Annotated in this window: 16 protein-coding genes; 11 read left to right on the top strand and 5 right to left on the bottom strand. The window is 71.6% G+C overall.

Annotated elements, in window-relative coordinates:
* Positions 1–16: 16 nt before the first annotated feature.
* On the bottom strand, positions 17–934 hold the full coding sequence (locus C1N74_RS02905) for a carbohydrate ABC transporter permease (RefSeq protein WP_023952489.1): 918 nt from the start codon (positions 932–934) through the stop codon (positions 17–19).
* Positions 924–1,856, bottom strand: coding sequence for a carbohydrate ABC transporter permease (locus C1N74_RS02900; protein ID WP_023952491.1), 933 nt, complete (start codon positions 1,854–1,856; stop codon positions 924–926). The genes C1N74_RS02905 and C1N74_RS02900 overlap by 11 nt, the downstream gene beginning before the upstream one ends.
* Before the next feature lie 86 nt (positions 1,857–1,942).
* On the opposite strand from C1N74_RS02900, the gene C1N74_RS02895 reads away from it, so the two are divergent.
* On the top strand, positions 1,943–3,136 hold the full coding sequence (locus C1N74_RS02895; RefSeq protein WP_258317985.1) for an acetylxylan esterase: 1,194 nt from the start codon (positions 1,943–1,945) through the stop codon (positions 3,134–3,136).
* Between the two features lie 161 nt (positions 3,137–3,297).
* A complete protein-coding gene (locus tag C1N74_RS02890) occupies positions 3,298–4,578 on the top strand; it encodes an ABC transporter substrate-binding protein (RefSeq protein ID WP_064956241.1) in 1,281 nt (426 codons plus the stop codon).
* A gap of 139 nt (positions 4,579–4,717) precedes the next feature.
* On the opposite strand, the gene C1N74_RS02885 is transcribed toward C1N74_RS02890, so the two are convergent.
* Complete coding sequence (locus tag C1N74_RS02885) at positions 4,718–4,987, bottom strand: hypothetical protein (protein ID WP_064956242.1); 270 nt, start codon at positions 4,985–4,987, stop codon at positions 4,718–4,720.
* A gap of 139 nt (positions 4,988–5,126) precedes the next feature.
* On the opposite strand from C1N74_RS02885, the gene C1N74_RS02880 reads away from it, so the two are divergent.
* Positions 5,127–6,587, top strand: coding sequence for an HNH endonuclease signature motif containing protein (locus tag C1N74_RS02880; protein ID WP_258317984.1), 1,461 nt, complete (start codon positions 5,127–5,129; stop codon positions 6,585–6,587).
* Between the two features lie 185 nt (positions 6,588–6,772).
* On the opposite strand, the gene C1N74_RS02875 is transcribed toward C1N74_RS02880, so the two are convergent.
* Both C1N74_RS02875 and C1N74_RS02870 read right to left on the bottom strand, forming a co-directional pair.
* The gene (locus tag C1N74_RS02875) at positions 6,773–8,170 is read right to left on the bottom strand and encodes a glycoside hydrolase family 30 beta sandwich domain-containing protein (RefSeq protein WP_137749926.1); all 1,398 of its coding nucleotides are present in this window, start codon (positions 8,168–8,170) and stop codon (positions 6,773–6,775) included.
* A 119-nt stretch (positions 8,171–8,289) separates the two neighbouring features.
* Positions 8,290–9,387, bottom strand: a complete 1,098-nt coding sequence (locus C1N74_RS02870; protein ID WP_258317983.1) for a Xaa-Pro peptidase family protein — start codon at positions 9,385–9,387, stop codon at positions 8,290–8,292.
* 64 nt (positions 9,388–9,451) lie between these two features.
* Between C1N74_RS02870 and C1N74_RS02865 the strand changes: the two genes are divergently transcribed.
* From C1N74_RS02865 to C1N74_RS02830, 8 genes are all read left to right on the top strand, one after another.
* The gene (locus tag C1N74_RS02865) at positions 9,452–10,444 is read left to right on the top strand and encodes a LacI family DNA-binding transcriptional regulator (RefSeq protein ID WP_137749925.1); all 993 of its coding nucleotides are present in this window, start codon (positions 9,452–9,454) and stop codon (positions 10,442–10,444) included.
* A gap of 107 nt (positions 10,445–10,551) precedes the next feature.
* Positions 10,552–11,886, top strand: coding sequence for a Gfo/Idh/MocA family protein (locus tag C1N74_RS02860; RefSeq protein ID WP_023952507.1), 1,335 nt, complete (start codon positions 10,552–10,554; stop codon positions 11,884–11,886).
* Positions 11,883–12,818: an NAD(P)-dependent oxidoreductase gene (locus tag C1N74_RS02855; protein ID WP_064956246.1), complete on the top strand. Its 936-nt coding sequence runs from the start codon at positions 11,883–11,885 to the stop codon at positions 12,816–12,818. Before C1N74_RS02860 ends, C1N74_RS02855 begins: the two co-directional genes overlap by 4 nt.
* Positions 12,815–13,714 (top strand): 5-dehydro-4-deoxyglucarate dehydratase, encoded by a 900-nt coding sequence (locus tag C1N74_RS02850; RefSeq protein ID WP_137749924.1) that lies wholly within the window; start codon positions 12,815–12,817, stop codon positions 13,712–13,714. Before C1N74_RS02855 ends, C1N74_RS02850 begins: the two co-directional genes overlap by 4 nt.
* Complete coding sequence (locus tag C1N74_RS02845) at positions 13,711–14,796, top strand: mandelate racemase/muconate lactonizing enzyme family protein (protein WP_258317982.1); 1,086 nt, start codon at positions 13,711–13,713, stop codon at positions 14,794–14,796. Before C1N74_RS02850 ends, C1N74_RS02845 begins: the two co-directional genes overlap by 4 nt.
* 75 nt (positions 14,797–14,871) lie before the next feature.
* On the top strand, positions 14,872–16,350 hold the full coding sequence (locus tag C1N74_RS02840; protein ID WP_137749923.1) for an aldehyde dehydrogenase (NADP(+)): 1,479 nt from the start codon (positions 14,872–14,874) through the stop codon (positions 16,348–16,350).
* Between the two features lie 9 nt (positions 16,351–16,359).
* On the top strand, positions 16,360–17,331 hold the full coding sequence (locus C1N74_RS02835; RefSeq protein ID WP_137749922.1) for a serine hydrolase: 972 nt from the start codon (positions 16,360–16,362) through the stop codon (positions 17,329–17,331).
* Positions 17,328–19,604: a beta-galactosidase gene (locus C1N74_RS02830; RefSeq protein WP_181405574.1), complete on the top strand. Its 2,277-nt coding sequence runs from the start codon at positions 17,328–17,330 to the stop codon at positions 19,602–19,604. Before C1N74_RS02835 ends, C1N74_RS02830 begins: the two co-directional genes overlap by 4 nt.
* Positions 19,605–19,675 lie beyond the last annotated feature (71 nt).

The raw sequence follows: 19,675 nt of genomic DNA, 5'->3' as shown, positions 1-19,675 counted from the left end.
CGGCGCCGGTCGCCGCCTACTTGATGCCGGTCGTGGCGATGCCGCGGATGAGGAAGCGCTGACCGAAGAGGAAGGCCAGGAAGACCGGTACGAGCGAGACCACCGACATCGCGAACATGCCGCCGAAGTTCGAGGCCCCCTGCGCCGACATGAACTGGCGGAGCGCGAGCGGCACGGTGAAGAGGTCGGGGTTGTTCAGGTAGATCAGCGCCCCGAAGAAGTCGTTCCACACCCAGACGAAGGTGAAGATCGCGGTCGTCGCGAGGGCCGGAGTCATCATCGGCAGCAGGATCTGCAGGAAGATGCGGGCGTGCCCGGCGCCGTCGATGCGCGCCGCCTCGTCGAGCTCGCGCGGGATGCCGCGGATGAACTGCACCATCAAGAAGATGAAGAACGCGTCGGTCGCGAGGGCCTTCGGCAGGATGAGCGGCCAGAAAGTGTTCACGAGCCCGAGCTGACTGAACATGATGTACTGCGGCACGATGACGATGTGCACGGGCAGCATGATCGTCACGAGCATGATCGCGAAGAGCGTGCGCTTGAAGTGGAAGTTCAGGCGAGCGAAGGCGTAGGCGGCCATCGTGCACGACACGAGATTGCCGATGATCGACCCCGCGACGACGACGAGCGAGTTCCACAGGTAGGTGCCGAACGAGGGCGAGAGGGCGTTCCACCCCTCGATGTAGTTGTCGACCTCGAAGGACAGCGGCCATAGGCCCGGCAGCCGGAAGATCTCGTCGTTGGGCCGCAGCGAGCTGACGATCATCCACAGCAGCGGGTAGAGCATCAGCAGCGAGGTCGCGATGAGGAAGACGTGCCGTGCGAGTGCGCCCGCCCGGCTCCGACGACCGAGGCCCAGCTCCTCGCGCCGCCGCGCCCGCTGGCGCTCGCGGGCGTCCTTGCGGTCGGCGGTCGTGATCAGTTCAGTCGTCATAGAACACCCACAGCTTGGAGAGAGCGAAGTTCACGGCGGTGAAGCCCGCGATGATGGCCACCAGCAGCCAGGCCATGGCCGAGGCGTAGCCCATGTCGAACGCCGTGAACCCCTTCTGGTAGAGGTACAGCGTGTAGAAGAGCGTCGAGTCGGACGGTCCGCCCGATCCGTTCGAGATGATGAACGCCTGGGTGAAGGCCTGGAACGCTCCGATCATCGACAGGACGAGGTTGAAGAAGACGATCGGACTGAGCAGCGGCAGCGTGATCGAGAAGAACTGGCGGACGGATCCCGCGCCGTCCATCGCGGCGGCCTCGTAGTACATCACCGGGATCTGTCTCAGACCGGCGAGGAAGATGACCATCGGCGCACCGAAGCCCCACACGCTCAAGAGGATGATCGTCGACAGCGCCGTGTCGGGGTTCGAGATCCACCCGGGACCCTCGATGCCGAAGATCGCGAGGAACTGGTTGACGAGCCCGTCGACGCCGAAGATCTGCTTCCACAGGATCGCCACCGCGACCGAGGAGCCGAGCAGGGAGGGCAGGTAGAACATCGAGCGGTAGAACGCCAGCCCCCGCAGCCCCTTGTCGAGCAGCAGAGCGATGCCGAGTGCCGCGCCCATGGCGAGCGGGACGCCGACGAGGACGTACACGAACGTGACGCCGAGGGATGCCGCGAGGCGCGGGTCCTGAGCCATCCGGACGTAGTTGTCGATGCCGATGAACTCGGGGGCGTTGAAAAGGTCGTACTTCGTGAACGACAGGTACAGGGATGCCGCGATCGGCAACACGGTGACGAGTACGAGCCCGAGCAACCAGGGAGCGAGGAAGACCATCGCCGCCTTCGTGTCGCGCGGTTTCTCCCGCGCAGCCCGCCCGGCGGGACGCCGCAGCCGGGACAGCTCGCCGATGGCGCTCATCCGGTCCTCCTCGACACATCCATCGCTTCGTCGTCGAGCGATGCAGAGCGCTCAGAAAGCGCTTTCTGTGAAGATACACTATCGACGTGGACGCACAAGCGTTCCCCCCGATCGGAGCCACGATGACGTCGCCGGACACCTCGCCCACGCTCGCCCGCGACGCCGGTGCGGTCGATGCTCCCCACCCCTCCGGGCCCCTCGCCGGCTATACCGACTGGCCCGCGTACCTCGAGCGCACGACACCGCATCGGCCGGGCGACGAGCGCGGCGACGCGCTCGCCCGCGCCCTCGGCGTGCGGAGGCCGTCCGCCGCCGACATCCGCGTCGAACACACCTGGTCGAACGACGGCGTCGACGGCTCGGAGCTGAGCTGGCAGCTGCCGTACGGACCGCGGACGCGGGCGTGGCTGCTGCGCCCGGCCGGCATCCGCTCAGCCCTTCCGGGCCTGCTCGCACTGCACTGCCACGGCGGAGTCCGCTCGGTCGGCGCGGAGCAGCTCGTCGAGACCGACCGCCACCCTCACCCGACCGCCGCCCGACTGCGACGCGACGTCTACGACGGTCGAGCCCCCGCGAACGACCTCGCGCGCGACGGATTCGCGGTGCTCGCGCACGACACGTTCTCGTGGGGCAGCCGCGCGTTCGACCTGACCCGACCGACGCCGCGCCTGGCCGAGCACATCGCGGTCCGCGAGGCGCTCTGGCGCGAACGCGGCGAGGACCCCAGCGCCGCAGACCGGTTCGACGCGATCTCGACGCTGCACGAGGACTCGCTCGCCAAGGCCGCCGGAATGCTCGGGTCGAGCCTCGCCGGGGCCGTCGCGAGCGACGACCTCGCGGCCCTCGACGTCCTCGCCGAGCTGCCGGGGGTCGACCCTGCTCGGCTCGGCACCTTCGGACTGTCGGGCGGCGGCGGACGGGCGGTGCTCGCGGCAGCGTTGGATCGACGCATCTCGGCGACCGTCGTCACCTGCATGATGGCGACGTTCGCCTCACTCGTCCCCGCCGAGATCGACACCCATTCGTGGTTGCTGCACAGTCCCGGCATCCGGTCGGCGGGAGACTGGCCCGAGCTCGCTCGACCGGGGCGCGGACAGTCGGTGCTCGTGCAGTACGGCCGATACGATCCCCTCTTCCCCGCAGCCGGGATGCAGGCGGCCGACGCGGCTCTGGCCGGCTCGGCGGGCTACGCCGGGTCGTTCCACGACGCGGGGCACGTCTCTTCGGCGGCGATGCAGGACGAGGCGCGTGCTTTCCTGGCCGATCGACTCCGCGCCTGACGTCGCTCGAGTGCGTCGTTGACTTTGCCGACGGCGGGCGTTAACGTCCGTCAGTAAGCGTTTTCTCACGGTCGAGAAGCGCTATCGAGAAAACGCTTCCGCAGCGGCCGACGTCGAAGCAGACGACGACACCGCGACGCACCCGCCCGAGAGGACCTCCCATGAACAACCGACGACTCCTCGCCCTCGCCGCCGCCGGCGTCGCGATCGCCGTCTCGCTGTCCGGATGCGCCGCAGGCGCCGGCGGTGGCGACGACGAGAAGATCACCCTGCGCTTCGCCTGGTGGGGCAGCGACGAGCTCAACGCCATCAAGGACGAGCAGATCGCCCTCTTCGAGAAGGCCCACCCGAACATCACCGTCGCGGGCGAGCCCAGCGAGTACAACGGCTACTACGACAAGCTCGCCACCCAGGTCGCCGGCGGCGGCGCCCCGGACGCCCTGCAGATCACGTACGACGCCCTCCCCCTGTACGTGGCCAAGAACGCGATCGCCGACATCTCCAGCGACGTCGACCAGGACTCCTTCACGCCCGGCTCCCTCGATGCGGGCATCATCGACGGCAAGCTCTACGCCCTGCCGACGGGTGTCGGCTCACGCGGCATCATCGTCAACCCCGCCGTGTTCGAGGCCGCAGGCGTGCCGCTGCCCGACGACACGACCTGGACCTGGGACGACTACATCGACATCGCCACCCAGATCTCCGAGAAGAGCGGCGACGGCGTCTACGGGTCGGCTCAGATCGCCAACGACCAGTCGCTCATGGCCTTCGCACGCCAGAACGGCGAAGACCTCTACACCGCCGACGGCGAGTTCGGCGTGAGCGAGAAGACCGCGAACGAGTTCTTCACCTTCGCGAAGGAACTGCAAGCCAGCGGAGGATCGCCCGACGCCTCGACCGCGGCCGAGGACGCGTCAGCTTCCCTCGAGCAGAGCCTGATGGGGCAGGGGAAGATCGGCATGGCGTTCGCCCCGCTCAACTTCACGGGCATCTACGCCACGGCATCCGGTCAGGACCTCCAGATCCTCAATGTGCCCGGCGACAGCGCCGGCAAGGTCGGTCTCGTCATCCAGCCGACCGTGCAGTACGCCGTGTCGTCGAAGTCGAAGCACCCGCGCGAAGCCGCGATGCTCATCGACTTCCTCCTCAACAGCGACGAGGCCGGGCCCCTCAACAAGCTGACCCTCGGCATTCCCGCGACGCCCGCAGTGCTCGAGGCGATCACGCCCGAGTTCACGGACTCCGAGAAGGCCCAGGTCGCCTTCATCGATCGGCTGTCCGCCGCGGGTGGTGCACCCCAGAACCCGCTGGCGCTTCCCACGTCGCAGCTCGGACCGATCATCACCAAGCTGCTCGACGACGTCACGTTCGACAAGGCGACGCCGGCCGACGCCGCGTCCGAGCTCGTCTCGCAGGTGCAGACCGCGCTCGACGCGAGCTGACGAGCGACACACCGGCAGGGCCGGATGCGGGAACCTCAGCCCCCGCATCCGGCCTTGTCTCGTGCGCGGCGCCGCCCCGCCGGAGCGCGCAGCCTCGCGCACGTCAGGCTGCGTCGCTAGCGTCATCCGCGTCGTCGCGTCAGGATGCGTCGAGCCAGCGGCGCTCGAACTCTTCCGCGCTGATCGGCGTGACGGCATCGTCGTCGTCGAGTTCCCGGGTCGTGGACGGTTGGTCCGACAGCATCCCCTGATCGTCGACATCGACGGCGCCGAAGCCGTACCGCCGCGGGCCCGACGGTCGATCATCGATCTGCCGCACGACCCGCCAGAGGCCATCCGGTCCGGCCTCGAGCTGTTGATACTGCGCGAAACCAGCGAGGTCGGCATCGACGACGAGATAGCGGGCCATACCTCCATCATCACCGGAGGCGACGGGGGTGCGGGGGTCGGCGGGGCGGGGTGCGCGCGTCTCGGTCCGGAGTCCGCGGAGCCACGCAGGCTGTGGACAGTCGCGGCGCAATGTCGGAGGCCAGTGACAATATTAGAACATGCATTCGAATGGTGGGCTCGGCGGCCGGGCAGGCGGCGGAATGGGCAGCGACGGTGACGTCGACGCCCTCGCGGCGCTCGTCGCGGATGCCGAGGGTGTTTCGGTTGCCGCGCGAGCGGTGCAGATTCGTGAGGTTCGAGTGCTCGCCGCGGCCGGGGCTCTCGCCGAGAAACAGGCTGCGGGGGCGTCGGAACGTGTGGAGGCGCGCGAGATGGCGCTGCGCGGGATCGCCGCGGAACTCGCCGGAGTGTTCGTCGCGACCGACCGCACCCTGCAACGCCGGATCGACGAAGCACGCGACCTCGTCGACAACTACCCGTTGACGATGGCGGCGTGGGAGACCGGACGCATCGTCCGAGGACACGTCCGGGTGATCCAAGAGATCGGGTGCATCGTGCCCGCGGACGACCGCGAGGACTTCGAGCGAGTCGCGATCGAGCGATGCGAGGGCCAGACGCCCAACCGGGTGCGGGCGGCGTTGCAGATGCTCGCGGAACGCATGCACCCGCGGACCTTCACCGAACGCCACGAGGAGGCCGCGGCGGGGCGGTGCGTGCAGGTGCGGACCGGGGCCGACGGCATGTCGGATCTCATCGCGACGCTGCCCACCGTGATCGCCGACGGGATCGTGGACCGACTGACCCGGCAGGCGCGCGAGATCATCAACGCACGGGCGAGAGCCGATACCGCGGGCGCCGCCTCCGCGAGCGCTGACGCCCAGCTCGCCGCGGGCGCGACCGGCGTCGATGGTCTGACCGACCGCGCGGGCGCCGACGGGCCGTCGTTCGTCGGTGACACGCGCACGATCGACCAGATTCGCGCCGACGTATTCAGCGATCTCCTCCTCGCGGGAACACCTGGGCTCGACCCCACGGCAACCGGTGACGGGGACGGGGCGCTCGGAGCGATCCGCGCGCACGTGCAGGTCGTCGTGTCGGCACTCACACTGATGGGACAGGACGAAGGGCCGGCCGACCTGGCGGGCCGCTCCCCCATCGACGCCGCCACCGCACGCGAACTCGCCGGCAAGGCGGCCTCGTGGGACCGACTGCTCACCCATCCCGTCACCGGAACCGTGCTCGAATGCGACACGTACCGGCCGACCGCAGCGATGGTGCGGCTGCTACGGGCGAGGGACCGGCACTGCAGGTTCCCCGGATGCCGACAACCCGCCATCCGCTGCGAACTCGACCACACCATCGCAGCCTCCGACGGCGGGGCAACCCACGTCTGCAACCTCGCGAACCTCTGCAAACGACACCACGACGTCAAACACCACACGAGATGGCAGGTACGACAACTCGCGGGCGGAACACTCGCGTGGACATCGCCGACCGGACGGGTCTACCGCGAAGACGCACCACCACCCCTCGTCGCCTTCACCACCGCCGAGCCGCCCGACAGCCCGGCCCCATCGGCGGCGCCGCGAGGGCGCCGGGACGGATCGCCGCCATTCTGACGCTCCATCGTCATGCACCACTCTGATGTGCGGCCCCATCGCGTCTCACATGCGGCCCCATCGCGTCGCACACGCGGCCCCGGTGCGCCGGCCCCGCACGCCAGGGCCACCAGCGCGTGCGCGGCGCGATCCCGTCCGGACTCTGGCCGTGCCGGGCTTCGCCGGCGCGAGCGCGGGCGCACGCGTCAGGCGGGGGCGGCGATGCGGACCGTGCTGAACGAGTCCGCGGGCAGAACGACGTCGAACGCCGCGCCGTCGAGGGCGATGGTCACCGGCATCTCGTCCGCGAGGTCGTTCTGCATGACGATCACGATCGAGCCGTCGGGGTTCTCGAAAGCGAGCTGGTTCTCGTGACCCGTCCAGCTGAACGCGTCGATCCGGGTCGCGCCCGCCTGCACATGGTGCGCGAGGTGCTTCATGACGAAGAACTCGTGGGTGTAGCGGTATCCATTGGTCTCGGGGTCGACGACGACGAGAGAGTTCTGCGCCCAGCCCCACCGGCTGACGCCGCCCTCGTCGAGAGCGAGGTTCCAATAGGTGTACGCGTTGGCGCCGGCCTCGAAGAAGCGCTTCATGAGAGACCAGGTGTACCGCGCGAATCGCCAGTCGTTCCGGCCATCACCGCACTCCTGCTCGGTCTGGTACAACGACAGGTGCGGTGCGATCCGGTGCGCATCGGCGATCGCCCCCTTGCCCGCCCACTGGAATCCCGCGCCCGAAACGAAGGGTCCGGCATCCGGATCCGCGAGGACGGTCGCGAGATGCTCCGGCGCGGGGCGCTCCTGCGTGCCGAAGAACACGTCGACGCCCAGCTCTCGCATCCGCGGCCCGAGGACGGCGATGAACCGGGCCAGCCCCTCGGGCGTCCACGTGCAGCTCGGGAACACCTGCGGCGAGTTGAACTCGTTCTGCGGCATGACCATCGAGATGTCGATGCCCTCCGCGCGATACGCCTCGACGAACCGCGCGAAGTACTCGGCGTAAGCGGCGAGGTACCGCGGCTCCTGGATCATCATGTCCGTGCCCTCGGCACCGACCTGATCGGGCCGGAGCCCGTTGTCGATGTCGTTCCCGCGCCATGGCAGGGCTGCAGCGTAATGACCGTTCGTCTTCATCCACGACGGCGGGCTCCACGGCGATGCCCAGAGCTTCAGGTCCGGGCGCCGACGCAGGGCCTCGTGGATGTACGGGATGAGCGACGCGCGGTCGTGCTCGATCGAGAAGTGCTCGAGGTCGAGATCACCGTCGACCTCGTCGTACGAGTACCAGTCGGTCGAGAAGTCGTTCGCGCCCACCGGCATCCGGCACACGGAGAAGCCCGTACCGCGCCCCGGAGCGAACAGCTCGTCGAAGATCTCGGCCCGGTCGGCATCGCCCAGACGGGACAGCGCCCGCCAGCCGAGCTCGTTGAAGCAGACGCCGAACCCCTCGACGGTCTGGTGCCTGCGGTCCGTGCGCAGCAGCACGTTGGGCATGCCCGTCGCGGGCGCGAACCGCGGCGCGGGCATCTCGATCCACGCCCGCTCGCGATCGGTGCTCACCCAGCTGATACGACGATTCGGGACGACATCGGTGTCGGACATGCGGGCCTTTCGGATGTGCGGCGAACGGACCGCATCACGACGACGCGACGCTGCGTTCTCCCGTCATCATCGCAGAGCCGAACCACCAGCCGAACCACCGGCCGCCTCCGCTCGACCCGTCACGAGAACGGTCGCGCGACAGGCCGGGCGAGGCCGCCCACGGTGACGACGGGCCAGCGCGGGTCGACCGTCAGCACCTCGACACCGGCATCGGTGACGACCACGGTGTCCTCGACCTTCGCGCCGGGCGCGCTCGGATTCCAGGCGAACGCGTGCGGCGATCGTACGAGGTCGCGCGTCTCGGACGTCGCCCGCGGATCGCGCCCCGCATAGCCGGTCGGTCCGCCCTGATGGTGACGTTCCCACTCATCCGGCGCGAAGCCGGCGTCGGCGTAGCCGCGACATCCCGCGGCGAAAACATCGTCGAGCCGCGCACCCGGCCGGGTCGCCGCGAAGAACGCCGCCTCGACCTCCAGGATGCGGTCGTCGTCGACCCCGGCTGCCCCGACCCAGCGAGTCGCGTTGGCGATCAGCCCGTGCCTCCGACCGCACACGACGAGCATCGCGCGCGCACCGAGCGGAGACTCCGTGGGCAGCGGATGCCGATGGCCCAGCCGCCCCTCCCCCGCCACCAGCACCACGAGCGGATCAATCCCGCGCGCGATGAGACCCGCCGCGAGGGCGGAGGCGGCAGTGCGCTCCGACGTCGCCTCGCTGAGCCCCGCGGCGACATCCGTCATCACCTCGGCCACCGCACGGCCGAGGTCCCGGTATCGATCGACTTCCTCCGGCACCAGCGCGGCGCGCGCCGCCCGCAGCTGCGGGCCGAGCTCGGACTCCGCCACCACCCGCCCGTTCCCGGCACCGGCGCGCGCCGCGACCGACTCGTACCACGGGACGCGAACGACGCGCTCGGCGTCGTCCGGTGCGAGCTCCTCCGCGATCAGCCGGTCGGCCTCGTTCGCCGAGACGAAGAGCGTGTCGCCGCCCTCAGCGACGCGGACGGCCAGGACGGGCGGACCCGCGAGCGAGACGTGCGTGCGAACGCCGCCCAGGTACCACGAGAGCGCCTCGTGAGACGTGAGCACGAGTGCTGCCGCGCCGGCATCCTCACGGACGGATGCGAGGCGGCGGCGCTTGATGTCGCGCTCCGTCGTCGGCACCACGCCGTTCGCCGAAGCGGTGTCCGCGGCTCCCGCGGTCGTGATCGCAGACATCGTCGTCTCCTGTCATAAAACGTTTCCTCGCATAGTATGGCCGGACCGAGAGGGCGGGGGCACGATGGCCGGAGCGAAACAGACCACGATCACCGACGTCGCCGCGCATGCCGGCGTCTCACTCGCCACCGTCTCGCGCGTCATGAACGGCAACGCCACCGTCGATCCGGCTCTCGCCGAACGCGTGCGCGCTTCGGCCGCCCAGCTCGGCTACTCGGCCAACCCGCTCGCACGAAGCCTCGTGCTCGGGCGCACCCAGACCATCTCGGTCGTCGTCCCCGACCTCGCGAACCCCACGTTCCAGGGGATGCTGCGCGGACTCAGCCGGGCAGCGGTCGCCGACGGCTATCACGTGCTCATCGCCGATTCCGACGAACACGTCGACGAGGAGCGTCTGCTCGCGCTCGAGTCGCGGCGACGCTCGGACGGGCTGATCCTGTGCGCGCCCCGCATGAGCGACGAGCAGCTCGCCGAGGTCGTCGCCGACGTCGCGCCCGTCGTCCTGGTCAACCGCACCGGCGACGCCCCGAGCGTCGCCGCGGACTACCGCACGCCGCTGCGGGGCATCATCGACCACCTCTACGCGCAGGGCCACCGCCGCTTCGCGTATCTCGCCGGCGCGGCACGCAGCGCCTCGAGCGGGCAGCGGCTCTCCGCGCTCGAAGACGCGCGGCGCGAACTGCCGGACTGCTCGATCGCCGAGATCCCCGCCGGGGTCGATTTCGCGAGCGGCGCGGGAGCTCTCGACGACGTCCTGACATCCGGCGCGACCGCGGTGCTGGCCTTCAACGACCTTTCGGCGATGGGCCTGCTGAGCGCGGCGACCGAGCGCGGCATCCCGGTGCCGGGCCGGCTCTCGATCGCGGGGTTCGATGACATCCCCTTCGCCCGCTACACCTCCCCCGCGCTCACGACCGCCGCCGTGCCGATGGGCGAGCTCGGCGCGCGAGCGTGGTCGGCGCTGCATGACCTTCTGGACGGGCGCACGCCCGAGCCCGCCGTGACGGTGTCGCCCGGGGTCATCGTGCGAGGCAGCACCGGGGCACCCGCGGCCTGAGAATCGTCCCCTCGCGCCCGCGCCGCGGCTCGTGCTACGCTGAGAAAACGTTTACTGAGAGCGCTTTCCCGCTGGAGGCCCCTCAGCTCTTGGCACGAAGGAGAGCCATGACCCGCACGCGCTACGCCCTGGTCGGCGCGGGACACCGCGCCCAGATGTACGTCGACGCCATCACCGGGACGCACGCCGATCGGGCGGAGCTCGTCGCGATCTGCGAGCCCAACCCGGTACGGGCCGAGCACTACCGCGATCAGCTGATCGAGCGCGGCCTGCCCGCCCCGACCCTGTGGACACCGGACGAGCTCGAACGGATGATCCAGGAGTCCGAGGCCGAGCGCGTCATCATCACGGCGCGCGACGACCTGCACGCGTCGCTCATCGTGCGCTCGCTCGATGCCGGTGCCGACGTGGTCGTCGAGAAGCCCCTGACGATCGATGCGCCGAGCGCCGCCGCGATCGAGGATGCCGTCGAGCGCACGGGACGCTCTGTCGTGCTGACGTTCAACTACCGCTACTCGCCCCGCAACAGCGCACTGCGGCAGGTGATCCAGGACGGCCGGATCGGTCGGGTCACGTCGATCGACTTCTCGTGGATGCTCGACACGAAGCACGGCGCCGACTACTTCCGCCGCTGGCACCGCGAGAAGGCGCACTCGGGCGGTCTGCTCGTACACAAGGCGAGTCACCACTTCGACCTCGTCAACTGGTGGATTCGCGACGAGCCCCGCCGCGTCTTCGCCTCCGGTGGCCTCCGCTTCTACGGGGCCGAGAACGCGCGGACCCGCGAGCTCGGCGAGCGCCCCCTCCGCGGCACGCACGACGGCACTCACGACCCGTTCGAGCTCGACCTGCGCGACGACGATCGCCTGCGCGCGCTGTATCTCGAGGCCGAGAGCCACGACGGCTATCTGCGCGATCGCGACGTGTTCGGCGAGGGCATCACGATCGAGGACAACCTCGCTCTCGTCGTCGACTACGCCGGCGGCGCGACAATGTCGTACTCGCTCAACGCCCACGCCCCGTGGGAGGGATACCGCGTCGCCGTGAACGGCACCGAGGGTCGCGCCGAGCTCGAGGTCGTCGAGCGCGGCGCCGTCCTCGAAGACGAAGGGCTGCACCCCGTGCTCGATCCCTCGGCCGTCGAGGCGGGCGGGCCCGTCTCGCTGCGCCCGCAGGGCGAACGTCTGATCGTCCAGCGCCACTGGGAGGACGCTGTCGAGATCCCGATCGAGTCGGGCGAGGGCGGCCACGGCGGCGGCGACGAGCTGCTGCTCGCCGATGTCTTCGTCGGGCCCGGCGACGACCCGCTGGCTCGACCCGCCGGCTGGGCGGACGGCGTGCAGTCGATCGCGGTGGGCATCGCGGGCAACCTGTCGCTGGCGTCGGGTCTTCCCGTGCGCACATCCGAGCTCGGCATCCGACTGCTCGACGGCCGGCGATGAGCCGGGTCGTCGTCACCGGAGGCGCGGGCCGCCTCGGCCGGAGCCTCGTCGGCGGGCTCGTCGCGGCCGGCCACCGCGTCGTGTCCTTCGACCGCGCGGTGTCGGACGCCCCCGAGCTGCAGGGGGCCGATCAGCTCGCGATCGACCTGCTCGACGCCGAGGCGACCGTCACCGCGCTCCGCGCACAGCGGGCGACCGCGGTCATCCACCTCGCCGCGATCGCGGTCCCCTTCAGCGCTCCCGAAGACGTCATCATGCGCACGAATGCCGCGTTGGCCGTCTCGGTGCTGGGCGGGGCGGTCGCCGCCGGGGTATCCCGGATCGTGGCCGCGTCCAGCCCCACCGTGCTGGGCTATGGAGCACCCCGCGGCTGGGTGCCCGACCGCTTCCCGCTCGACGAAGACACTCCGCCACGACCGTGGAACAGCTACGCCCTCTCGAAACTCGTCATCGAGCAGACGGTGCGGATGCTGCACCGGCAGACCGGCGACGCCGTGCGCTTCGCCGCGTTCCGCCCCTGCTACGTCATCGCCCCCGAGGAATGGCGCGGGGCGCCGACGCAGCAGGGCCATACCGTCCGCGAGCGACTCGACGACCCCGGCCTCGCCGCGCCCGCGCTGTTCAACTACGTCGACGCGCGTGACGTCGCCTCGTTCGCCGATGCGCTCCTGGCCGCCCTGCCGACGATCCCGAACGCCGAGACGTTCTTCGTCGGGGCGGACGACGCCCTCGCACGCCGCCCGCTCGCCGAGCTCATCCCCCGCTTCCACCCCGGCACGGAGGAGGTCGCCGCCGTCCTCACCGGCACGACCCCCGCCTTCTCCAACGAGAAGGCACGGCGCCTGCTCGACTGGGCGCCGCGTCATTCCTGGCGCGATGCCCTGACCGAAGAACACTCCCTCTCCGACACCCGAAAGGACGTGCCGGCATGAACTTCGACGGCATCCTCTTCTTCCCCGTCACCCCGTTCGACTCCTCCGGCTCGGTCGACCACGAACTGCTCGCATCGCACGTCGGCCGAGGCGTCGAACAGGGCGCCGGCGGCGTCTTCCCGGCCTGCGGGACGGGCGAGTTCCACGCGCTCTCGACCGCCGAGGCGGCTGCCGTCGTCCGGACCGCGGTCGCGAGCGTCGCGGGAGCCGTCCCCGTCGTCGCCGGCACCGGCGGCCCACTCGGCCACGCCCTCGAGACCGCCCGCGCTGCCGCGGATGCCGGGGCCGACGCCCTGCTCGCCCTGCCGCCGTACCTCGTCGGCGGACCGCAGGCGGGACTCGTGGCCTACGTCGAGGCGATCGCCGCGGCATCCGACCTGCCCGTGATCGTCTACCACCGCGCCAACGCGCAGTTCACGCCCGAGTCGATGCGCCGTCTCGCCGACAACCCGCGGATCGTGGGATTCAAGGACGGCACCGGTGACATCGGCGCGACACAGCTCATCGTCCGCGCGATCGCCGACGCGGGCCGCGACGACTTCGCGTTCTTCAATGGTCTCCTCACCGCCGAGCTCACCCAGGCCGCGTACCGCGGCATCGGCGTGCCGCTGTACTCGTCCGCCGCCTTCGCGATGATCCCCGAGGTCGCCAACGCCTACTACCGGGCCTACGTCGAGCACGAGGAGGAGCGCCGCCTGGCACTGCTCGACGCGTTCTACACCCCGCTGGTCGCCCTCCGCGACGAGACGCCCGGGTTCGGCGTCTCGCTCATCAAGGCGGGCCTGCGCCTGAGCGGGCAGGCCGTCGGCGGCGTGCGTGCCCCGCTCGTCGACCCCACCGCCGATCAGGAACGCCGCCTCGCGGCGATCCTCGATGCCGGGCGCGCTCTGCTGTGACGACGATCGCCGCGCTCGACGCGCGCCTGATGCGGGTCCCGCTCACCCGCCCGTGGGCCGCCGACGTCACCTCGGTCGGCGTCATTGCGACGCACCTGCGCCGCAGCGACGGCGCCGAGGGCTGGGGCTTCGCCTGGACTCCCCAGATCGGAGCCGAGGCGGTGCTCGCCCTCCTGCGCCACGACATCGCGCCCGCCGCGGTGGGGCGTTCCGCCGCCCCGGGCGACGCCTGGCAGGGCCTGTGGGAGCACGTTCACGAGGCGGGCGGCGGCGGTGTGACGACGATCGCGCTCGCGGGCCTCGACCTGGCGCTGTGGGATGCCGCGGCGCGCCCCGCGGGTTCATCGGTCTCGACCCTGATCGGACGACGGCGCGAGAGCGTCCGCGTGTACGGCAGCGGCGTGAACCTCCACTACTCGATGGACGAGCTCGTCGCTCAGGCCGAGCGATGGGTCGATCGCGGCTTCAGTGCGGTGAAGGTCAAGGTCGGCAAGGCGGACGTCGCCGAGGACCTCGACCGGCTTCGCGCCGTGCGCGCGGTCCTGGGGCCCGACCGCGGCCTGATGATCGACGCCAATCAGCGCTGGGACCTCGACCGCGCCACGCGCTCGCTCGACGTCCTCGCCGAGGTCCGACCCGGCTGGATCGAGGAGCCCCTGCGCGCCGACGACATCGACGGACACGCCGAGCTCGCACGGCGCCTCGGCGGCGGGCCGCGCATCCCGATCGCGGTCGGCGAGAACCTGCACACCGCGTACCGGTTCGCCGAGATGCTGCGCCGCGGTGGGGCGCAGATCGTCCAGCCCAACATCGTGCGCATCGGCGGGATCACGCCGCTGCAGCGCATCGCCACAATTGCCGAGGATGCCGGGGCCGAGCTGCATCCGCACCTGCTGCCGGAGCTGTCGGGCCAGATCGCGCTGACCCTGCCCGGCGGCGCCGCCGAGCCCTGGGTCGAAGACGTCGAGGATGCCGGCTTCGCCGAGCTCGGCGCCCTCCGCGATCCGTCTCCCGTCGTGATCCGAGACGGACGGCTGCGCGAGACCGATCACGTCGGCCTGGGCCTGCGCTTCACCGGCTGACACGTCAGCACCGGCCGGCTCCTCCCCACTCACCCTTCACCCACGCTCGATCACAGACCACCGCGAGGACCAGCGATGACCACCACCCCCGATCGCATCGACGAACTGGCCGCCGCGGCAGCCGCGGCAGCCCCCATCTGGCGCGACGCGGATGCGGCGACCCGCGCCGGCTGGCTGCGCGCCCTCGCCGACGCCCTCGACGCCGCCGCGGACGAGCTCGTCGAGATCGCCGACCGCGAGACACGGCTCGGCACGACGCGCCTGCGCGGCGAGGTCGGCCGCACGACGGGACAGCTGCGGCTGTTCGCCGACGTCGTGACCGAGGGCTCGTTCCGCGAGATCACGATCGACGACGCCGACCCGGCTGCGACGCCGCCGCGCCCCGAGCTGCGCCGTCTGCTCGTGGGGCTCGGGCCGGTCGCGGTGTTCTCGGCGTCCAACTTCCCCTTCGCGTTCTCGGTCTGCGGCGGCGACACCGCGTCGGCCCTCGCTGCCGGCAACCCGGTGATCGTCAAGGCGCACTCCGGGCACCCGGAGCTCTCGCGCCGCACGGCCGAGATCGCGGTCGAGGCCCTCCGCGGCGCCGGAGCGCCGGAGGGGTCGTTCGCGCTCGTCGAGGGGCGCGAGGCCGGCAACGCGCTCGTGCAGCAGCCCCTCGTCCGCGCGGCAGGGTTCACCGGCTCGGTGTCGGGCGGGCGCGCCCTGTTCGACCTCGCGTCGGGGCGGCCCGATCCGATCCCGTTCTACGGCGAGCTGGGCAGCGTGAACCCCGTGGTCGTCACACCCGCCGCGGCCGCGGCCCGGGGCGATGAGCTCGCCCGCGGTCTCGTGGCCTCGTTCACGCTCGGCGCCGGCCAGTTCTGCACGAAGCCCGGCGTCGTGTTCGTTCCCGGCGGCAGCGGATTCGTCGACGCCGTCGCCGCTGCCGCCGTGGGCGCGACCGGCGGCCCGCTGCTGACCGATCGCATCACCGACGCCTTCCCGGCCGGGATCTCGGCGCTCGAGGCCGACGCATCCGTGGGGGTGGTGGCGGAGGGCGTCGCGGGCGACGGTGCACGCCCCGTCGTCCTCGCGTCCGATGCGGCGGCGGTCGCGGCTCGCCCGGAGGTCCTGCTGGAGGAGTGCTTCGGTCCCGTCACCCTGCTCGTCGAGTACGCCGGCGAGGCAGACCTGCTGGCAGCCATCGCCGCCGTGCCGGGAAGCCTCACCGCCACCCTGCACTCGGAGCCGGGCGACGACGTCACCGCAGCCCTCGCACTGCTGCAGGAGCGGGCCGGTCGTGTGCTGTTCGCCGACTGGCCGACCGGCGTTGCAGTGACCTGGTCGCAGCACCACGGCGGCCCGTGGCCCGCGACCACCTCGCTGCACACCTCCGTCGGGGCCACCGCCATCCGCCGCTTCCTGCGCCCGCTCGTCTTCCAGGATGCGCCGCCCGCCCTGTTGCCGCGCGAGCTGAGCGACGCGGCGCTGAGCAGCATCCCGCACCGGCGCAACGGCGTGCTCGTGCTGCCGCAGGCGAACGGGCCGCTCGCAGACGGAAAACGCTTCCCGTAGGCTGGCGCGATGACCTCGAGCTTCACCGCCGCGTTCGACTGGGCCCGCCGGCACGTGGGAGACGGCCGTCTGCCATCCGCCGTCGTCGGCATCGCGGACGCACGCGGCATCCTCGCCCTCGACGCCGTCGCCGCCGATGTCGACGACCGGTACGCGCTCTTCTCGATCACGAAGCCACTGCTGGGCATCTCCGCCGCGCGCGCCATCGAGCGCGGCGAGCTGACCCTGCAGACACCGCTGACGCGCGCGCTCCCGGAGTTCGGCCGCGACCGGGACGACATCGTGCGGCTCTCGCACCTCGTGAGCCACACGAGCGGCATCAGCGAACCGCCGCTCGACACCCGGGTGCCGCTGCGCACGGAGCTCCTCACGCGCGGCCGCGACTTCGCCGCCGGGACCGTCTCGCGATACTCCACGCTCGCCTTCGAGGGCGTCGCGGCGCTCGTCGAGAGCGCGAGCGGCCGCACATGGCACGACGACGTCGCCGGCTGGGCGTCGAGCATCGGCGCCGACGGCCTGTCGGTCGACCTCGACGGCACGACGCCGATCGCGGATGCCGCCGCCGCGGGCGCCGATATGGCGGCCTTCGCCGCGCAGCGCAATCCCGGCGCGGGCCTCGCCGGCCGGGCGCGCGACCTGCTCGCCCTCGGGACCGAGCTGCTGCGGATCCACGACGGTGCCCGCGACGGCATCATCGCGCCCGCGACGCTCGCGATGATGCGGCGCCCCCTGACCGGCGACATCCCGCGGCTGGAGCCCTATCCCGCCGAGCGCGGCCAGGACTGGGGTCTCGCCTGGAACCTGCGCACCCGGGCCCCCGGGCTGATCGACCGCGACACGTACGGCCACGGCGGCTGGGCGGGGACGGAGTTCTGGGTCCACCCGGGCGCCGGCATCGCGTGGGTGCTGCTGACCAACCGCGCCCTGCGTCCGGGCGTCGACATCGACGAGCTCGACAACGCGGTCGTCGGGGCGCGGTGAGCGAGCCCGTGACCGAGCCGCTGACCGTCCAGCACGTCGCCTGGCCCCACCCCGAGCGGCCCGCGCCGCTGCCCGCTCCTCACGAGCGCGCCCGCGGCATCTCGGTCACCGATCGCGCCCTGTACCGTCACGGCGAGGGCTGGGTGCCGGTGTCAGGCGAAGTGCACTACAGCAGGCTGCCGCGGCACCGCTGGCCCGAGCGGATGCGACAGCTGCGCGCCGCCGGCGTCTCGGTCGCCTCGACCTACGCCTTCTGGAACCACCACGTCTCCGAGCGCGGGCGCCCCCGCTTCGACGGGCACCTCGACCTCGGCGCGTTCGTCGACGACGCCGCCGCGGCCGGACTCGACGTCATGCTCCGGATCGGCCCCTGGGCGCACGGCGAGTCGCGCAACGGCGGCTTCCCCGACTGGGTGCAGGAGCTGCCGGTCGCCCACCGGAGCGACGACCCCGCCTATCTCGAACTCGTGCGCGAGTGGTTCGGTCAGCTCGCGACTGCCCTCGACGGCCGCACACGGCCGGGCGGACCGGTCATCGGCATCCAGCTCGAGAACGAGCTCTACGACCGCCCCGAGCATCTCGTCACGCTCAAGCGACTCGCCCGCGAGGCGGGTATGTCGGCGCCCCTGTGGACCGCGACGGCATGGGGTGGGGCGATGCTCCCCGACGGCGAGGTGATGCCGGTGTTCGGCGGCTATGCCGACGGCTTCTGGGTCGACCCCGCAGCCCCGTGGGATCCGACCTTCCGCGCGCACTACTTCCCGTCGCACGACTGGGACGACCCGGGCGTGGGCGCTGACGTGCGCGCCAGCCAGGGCTTCGCCGCGGCGAGCGCGACGGCCGATCTGCACGGCTTCCCGCCGGCCACCTGCGAGCTCGGCGGGGGCATGGCCACGGCGTACCACCGGCGTCCGGTCCTGGCCGGGCGCGACGTCGCCGCTCTCGCCCACGTGAAGATCGGCAACGGCTCCGCGTGGCAGGGGTACTACATGTTCGTCGGCGGTCGTAACCCCGGCCCCGACCTGCAGGAGACGATCGACACCGGATATCCGAACGACATGCCCGAGTTCGGATACGACTTCCACGCTCCCATCGGGCAGTCGGGCGACCTGGCCGAATCGGCGCCGCTGCTGCGCGCGCAGCACGCCTTCCTCTCCGCGTTCGGCGCCCGCCTGTCGGCAATGTCGTCGTCCCTCCCCGAGATCCGCGCCACGTCGCTCGACGACCGCACCACCCTCCGATGGGCCCTCCGCTCGACGGCCGACGAGGGCATCGTCGTGATCTCGCACCACCAGCCGTTCGAGCAGGTCGCGGACGTGGCCGACGTGCAGCTGCGCGTGGTCCGTGGCGAGACCGAGACGCTCTTCCCCTCCCGGCCGATCACGGTGCCCGCCGGCACGCTCGCGCGATGGCCCGTCGGGCTCGCCATCGGGCGGACGCGCGTCGCCTGGGCGACGGCATCCCTCCTCACGGTCGTCGCCGGCACGGCGCGACCGACCCTCGTGCTCGTCGAAGATCGCGGCATCCCCGTCGAGATCGCGGTCGGCGACGAGGCGCCGCGGGCCGTCACGCCGGGCTTCCGCCCCCTCGGCTTCGACGACCTCGACGTCGTGGTGCTGCCCGCCGCCGACGCCGACCGCGTCTGGGTGCGGCCGGGTCCCCGCCCCGAGCTGTGGCTGACCGACGGCGAACTGACGTGGGGCGTCGACGGCGCCCTCGTGCGCGGGGCCGGAGAGGCTCACCGTTACGACCCGGATACGGGCGAATGGCGGGCTGCGGCAGTCGTGACGGACGGGCCGGACCCCGCCCGCGCAGCCGCGCCCGCGCCCGACGGCGAACGCGCGTCGGTCGAACAGGAGCGCGCGCCGCAGGCACCGCCCGCGGACTACGGCTTCGGCGGGCCGCGCCACCGCGCACCGTCGGACGAGACCTTCAGCGAGCGCGCCGCCCGATACCGCCTGCGCATGCCCGCAACGTCGTTCGACCCCGAGGCCGACGCCGTGCTCGACCTCGACTGGGCGGGCGACGTCGGACGCGTCGTCGTCGACGGCCGCGTCGTCGACGATCGCTTCTGGGACGGCACGCGCTGGTCGCTCTCGCTGCGGGATGCCGGCGCCACCGAGACCAGCGAGATCGCCGTCGAGGTGCTGGCGCTGTCACCCGCCTCGACGATCGCCCTCCCCAGCGGCGCGGAGTCACGGCGAGCCGAGGCGGCGGCGACATCCCTGCGCGCCGCAATCCGGCTGCGCGGCCCCTGGCAGCGCCTCGCCTGAGCGGCCCGCGCCGGTGGCGAAACTCGGAGAATGGCGCGAAAACCGGATGCCGCGCGGGCTGAAGCTCCGAG

Origin of the sequence: Microbacterium sp. SGAir0570 (assembly GCF_005491085.2) — a bacterium.
Classification (GTDB): Bacteria; Actinomycetota; Actinomycetes; order Actinomycetales; family Microbacteriaceae; genus Microbacterium; species Microbacterium arborescens.
This window is presented reverse-complemented; position numbering and strand designations above follow the sequence as displayed.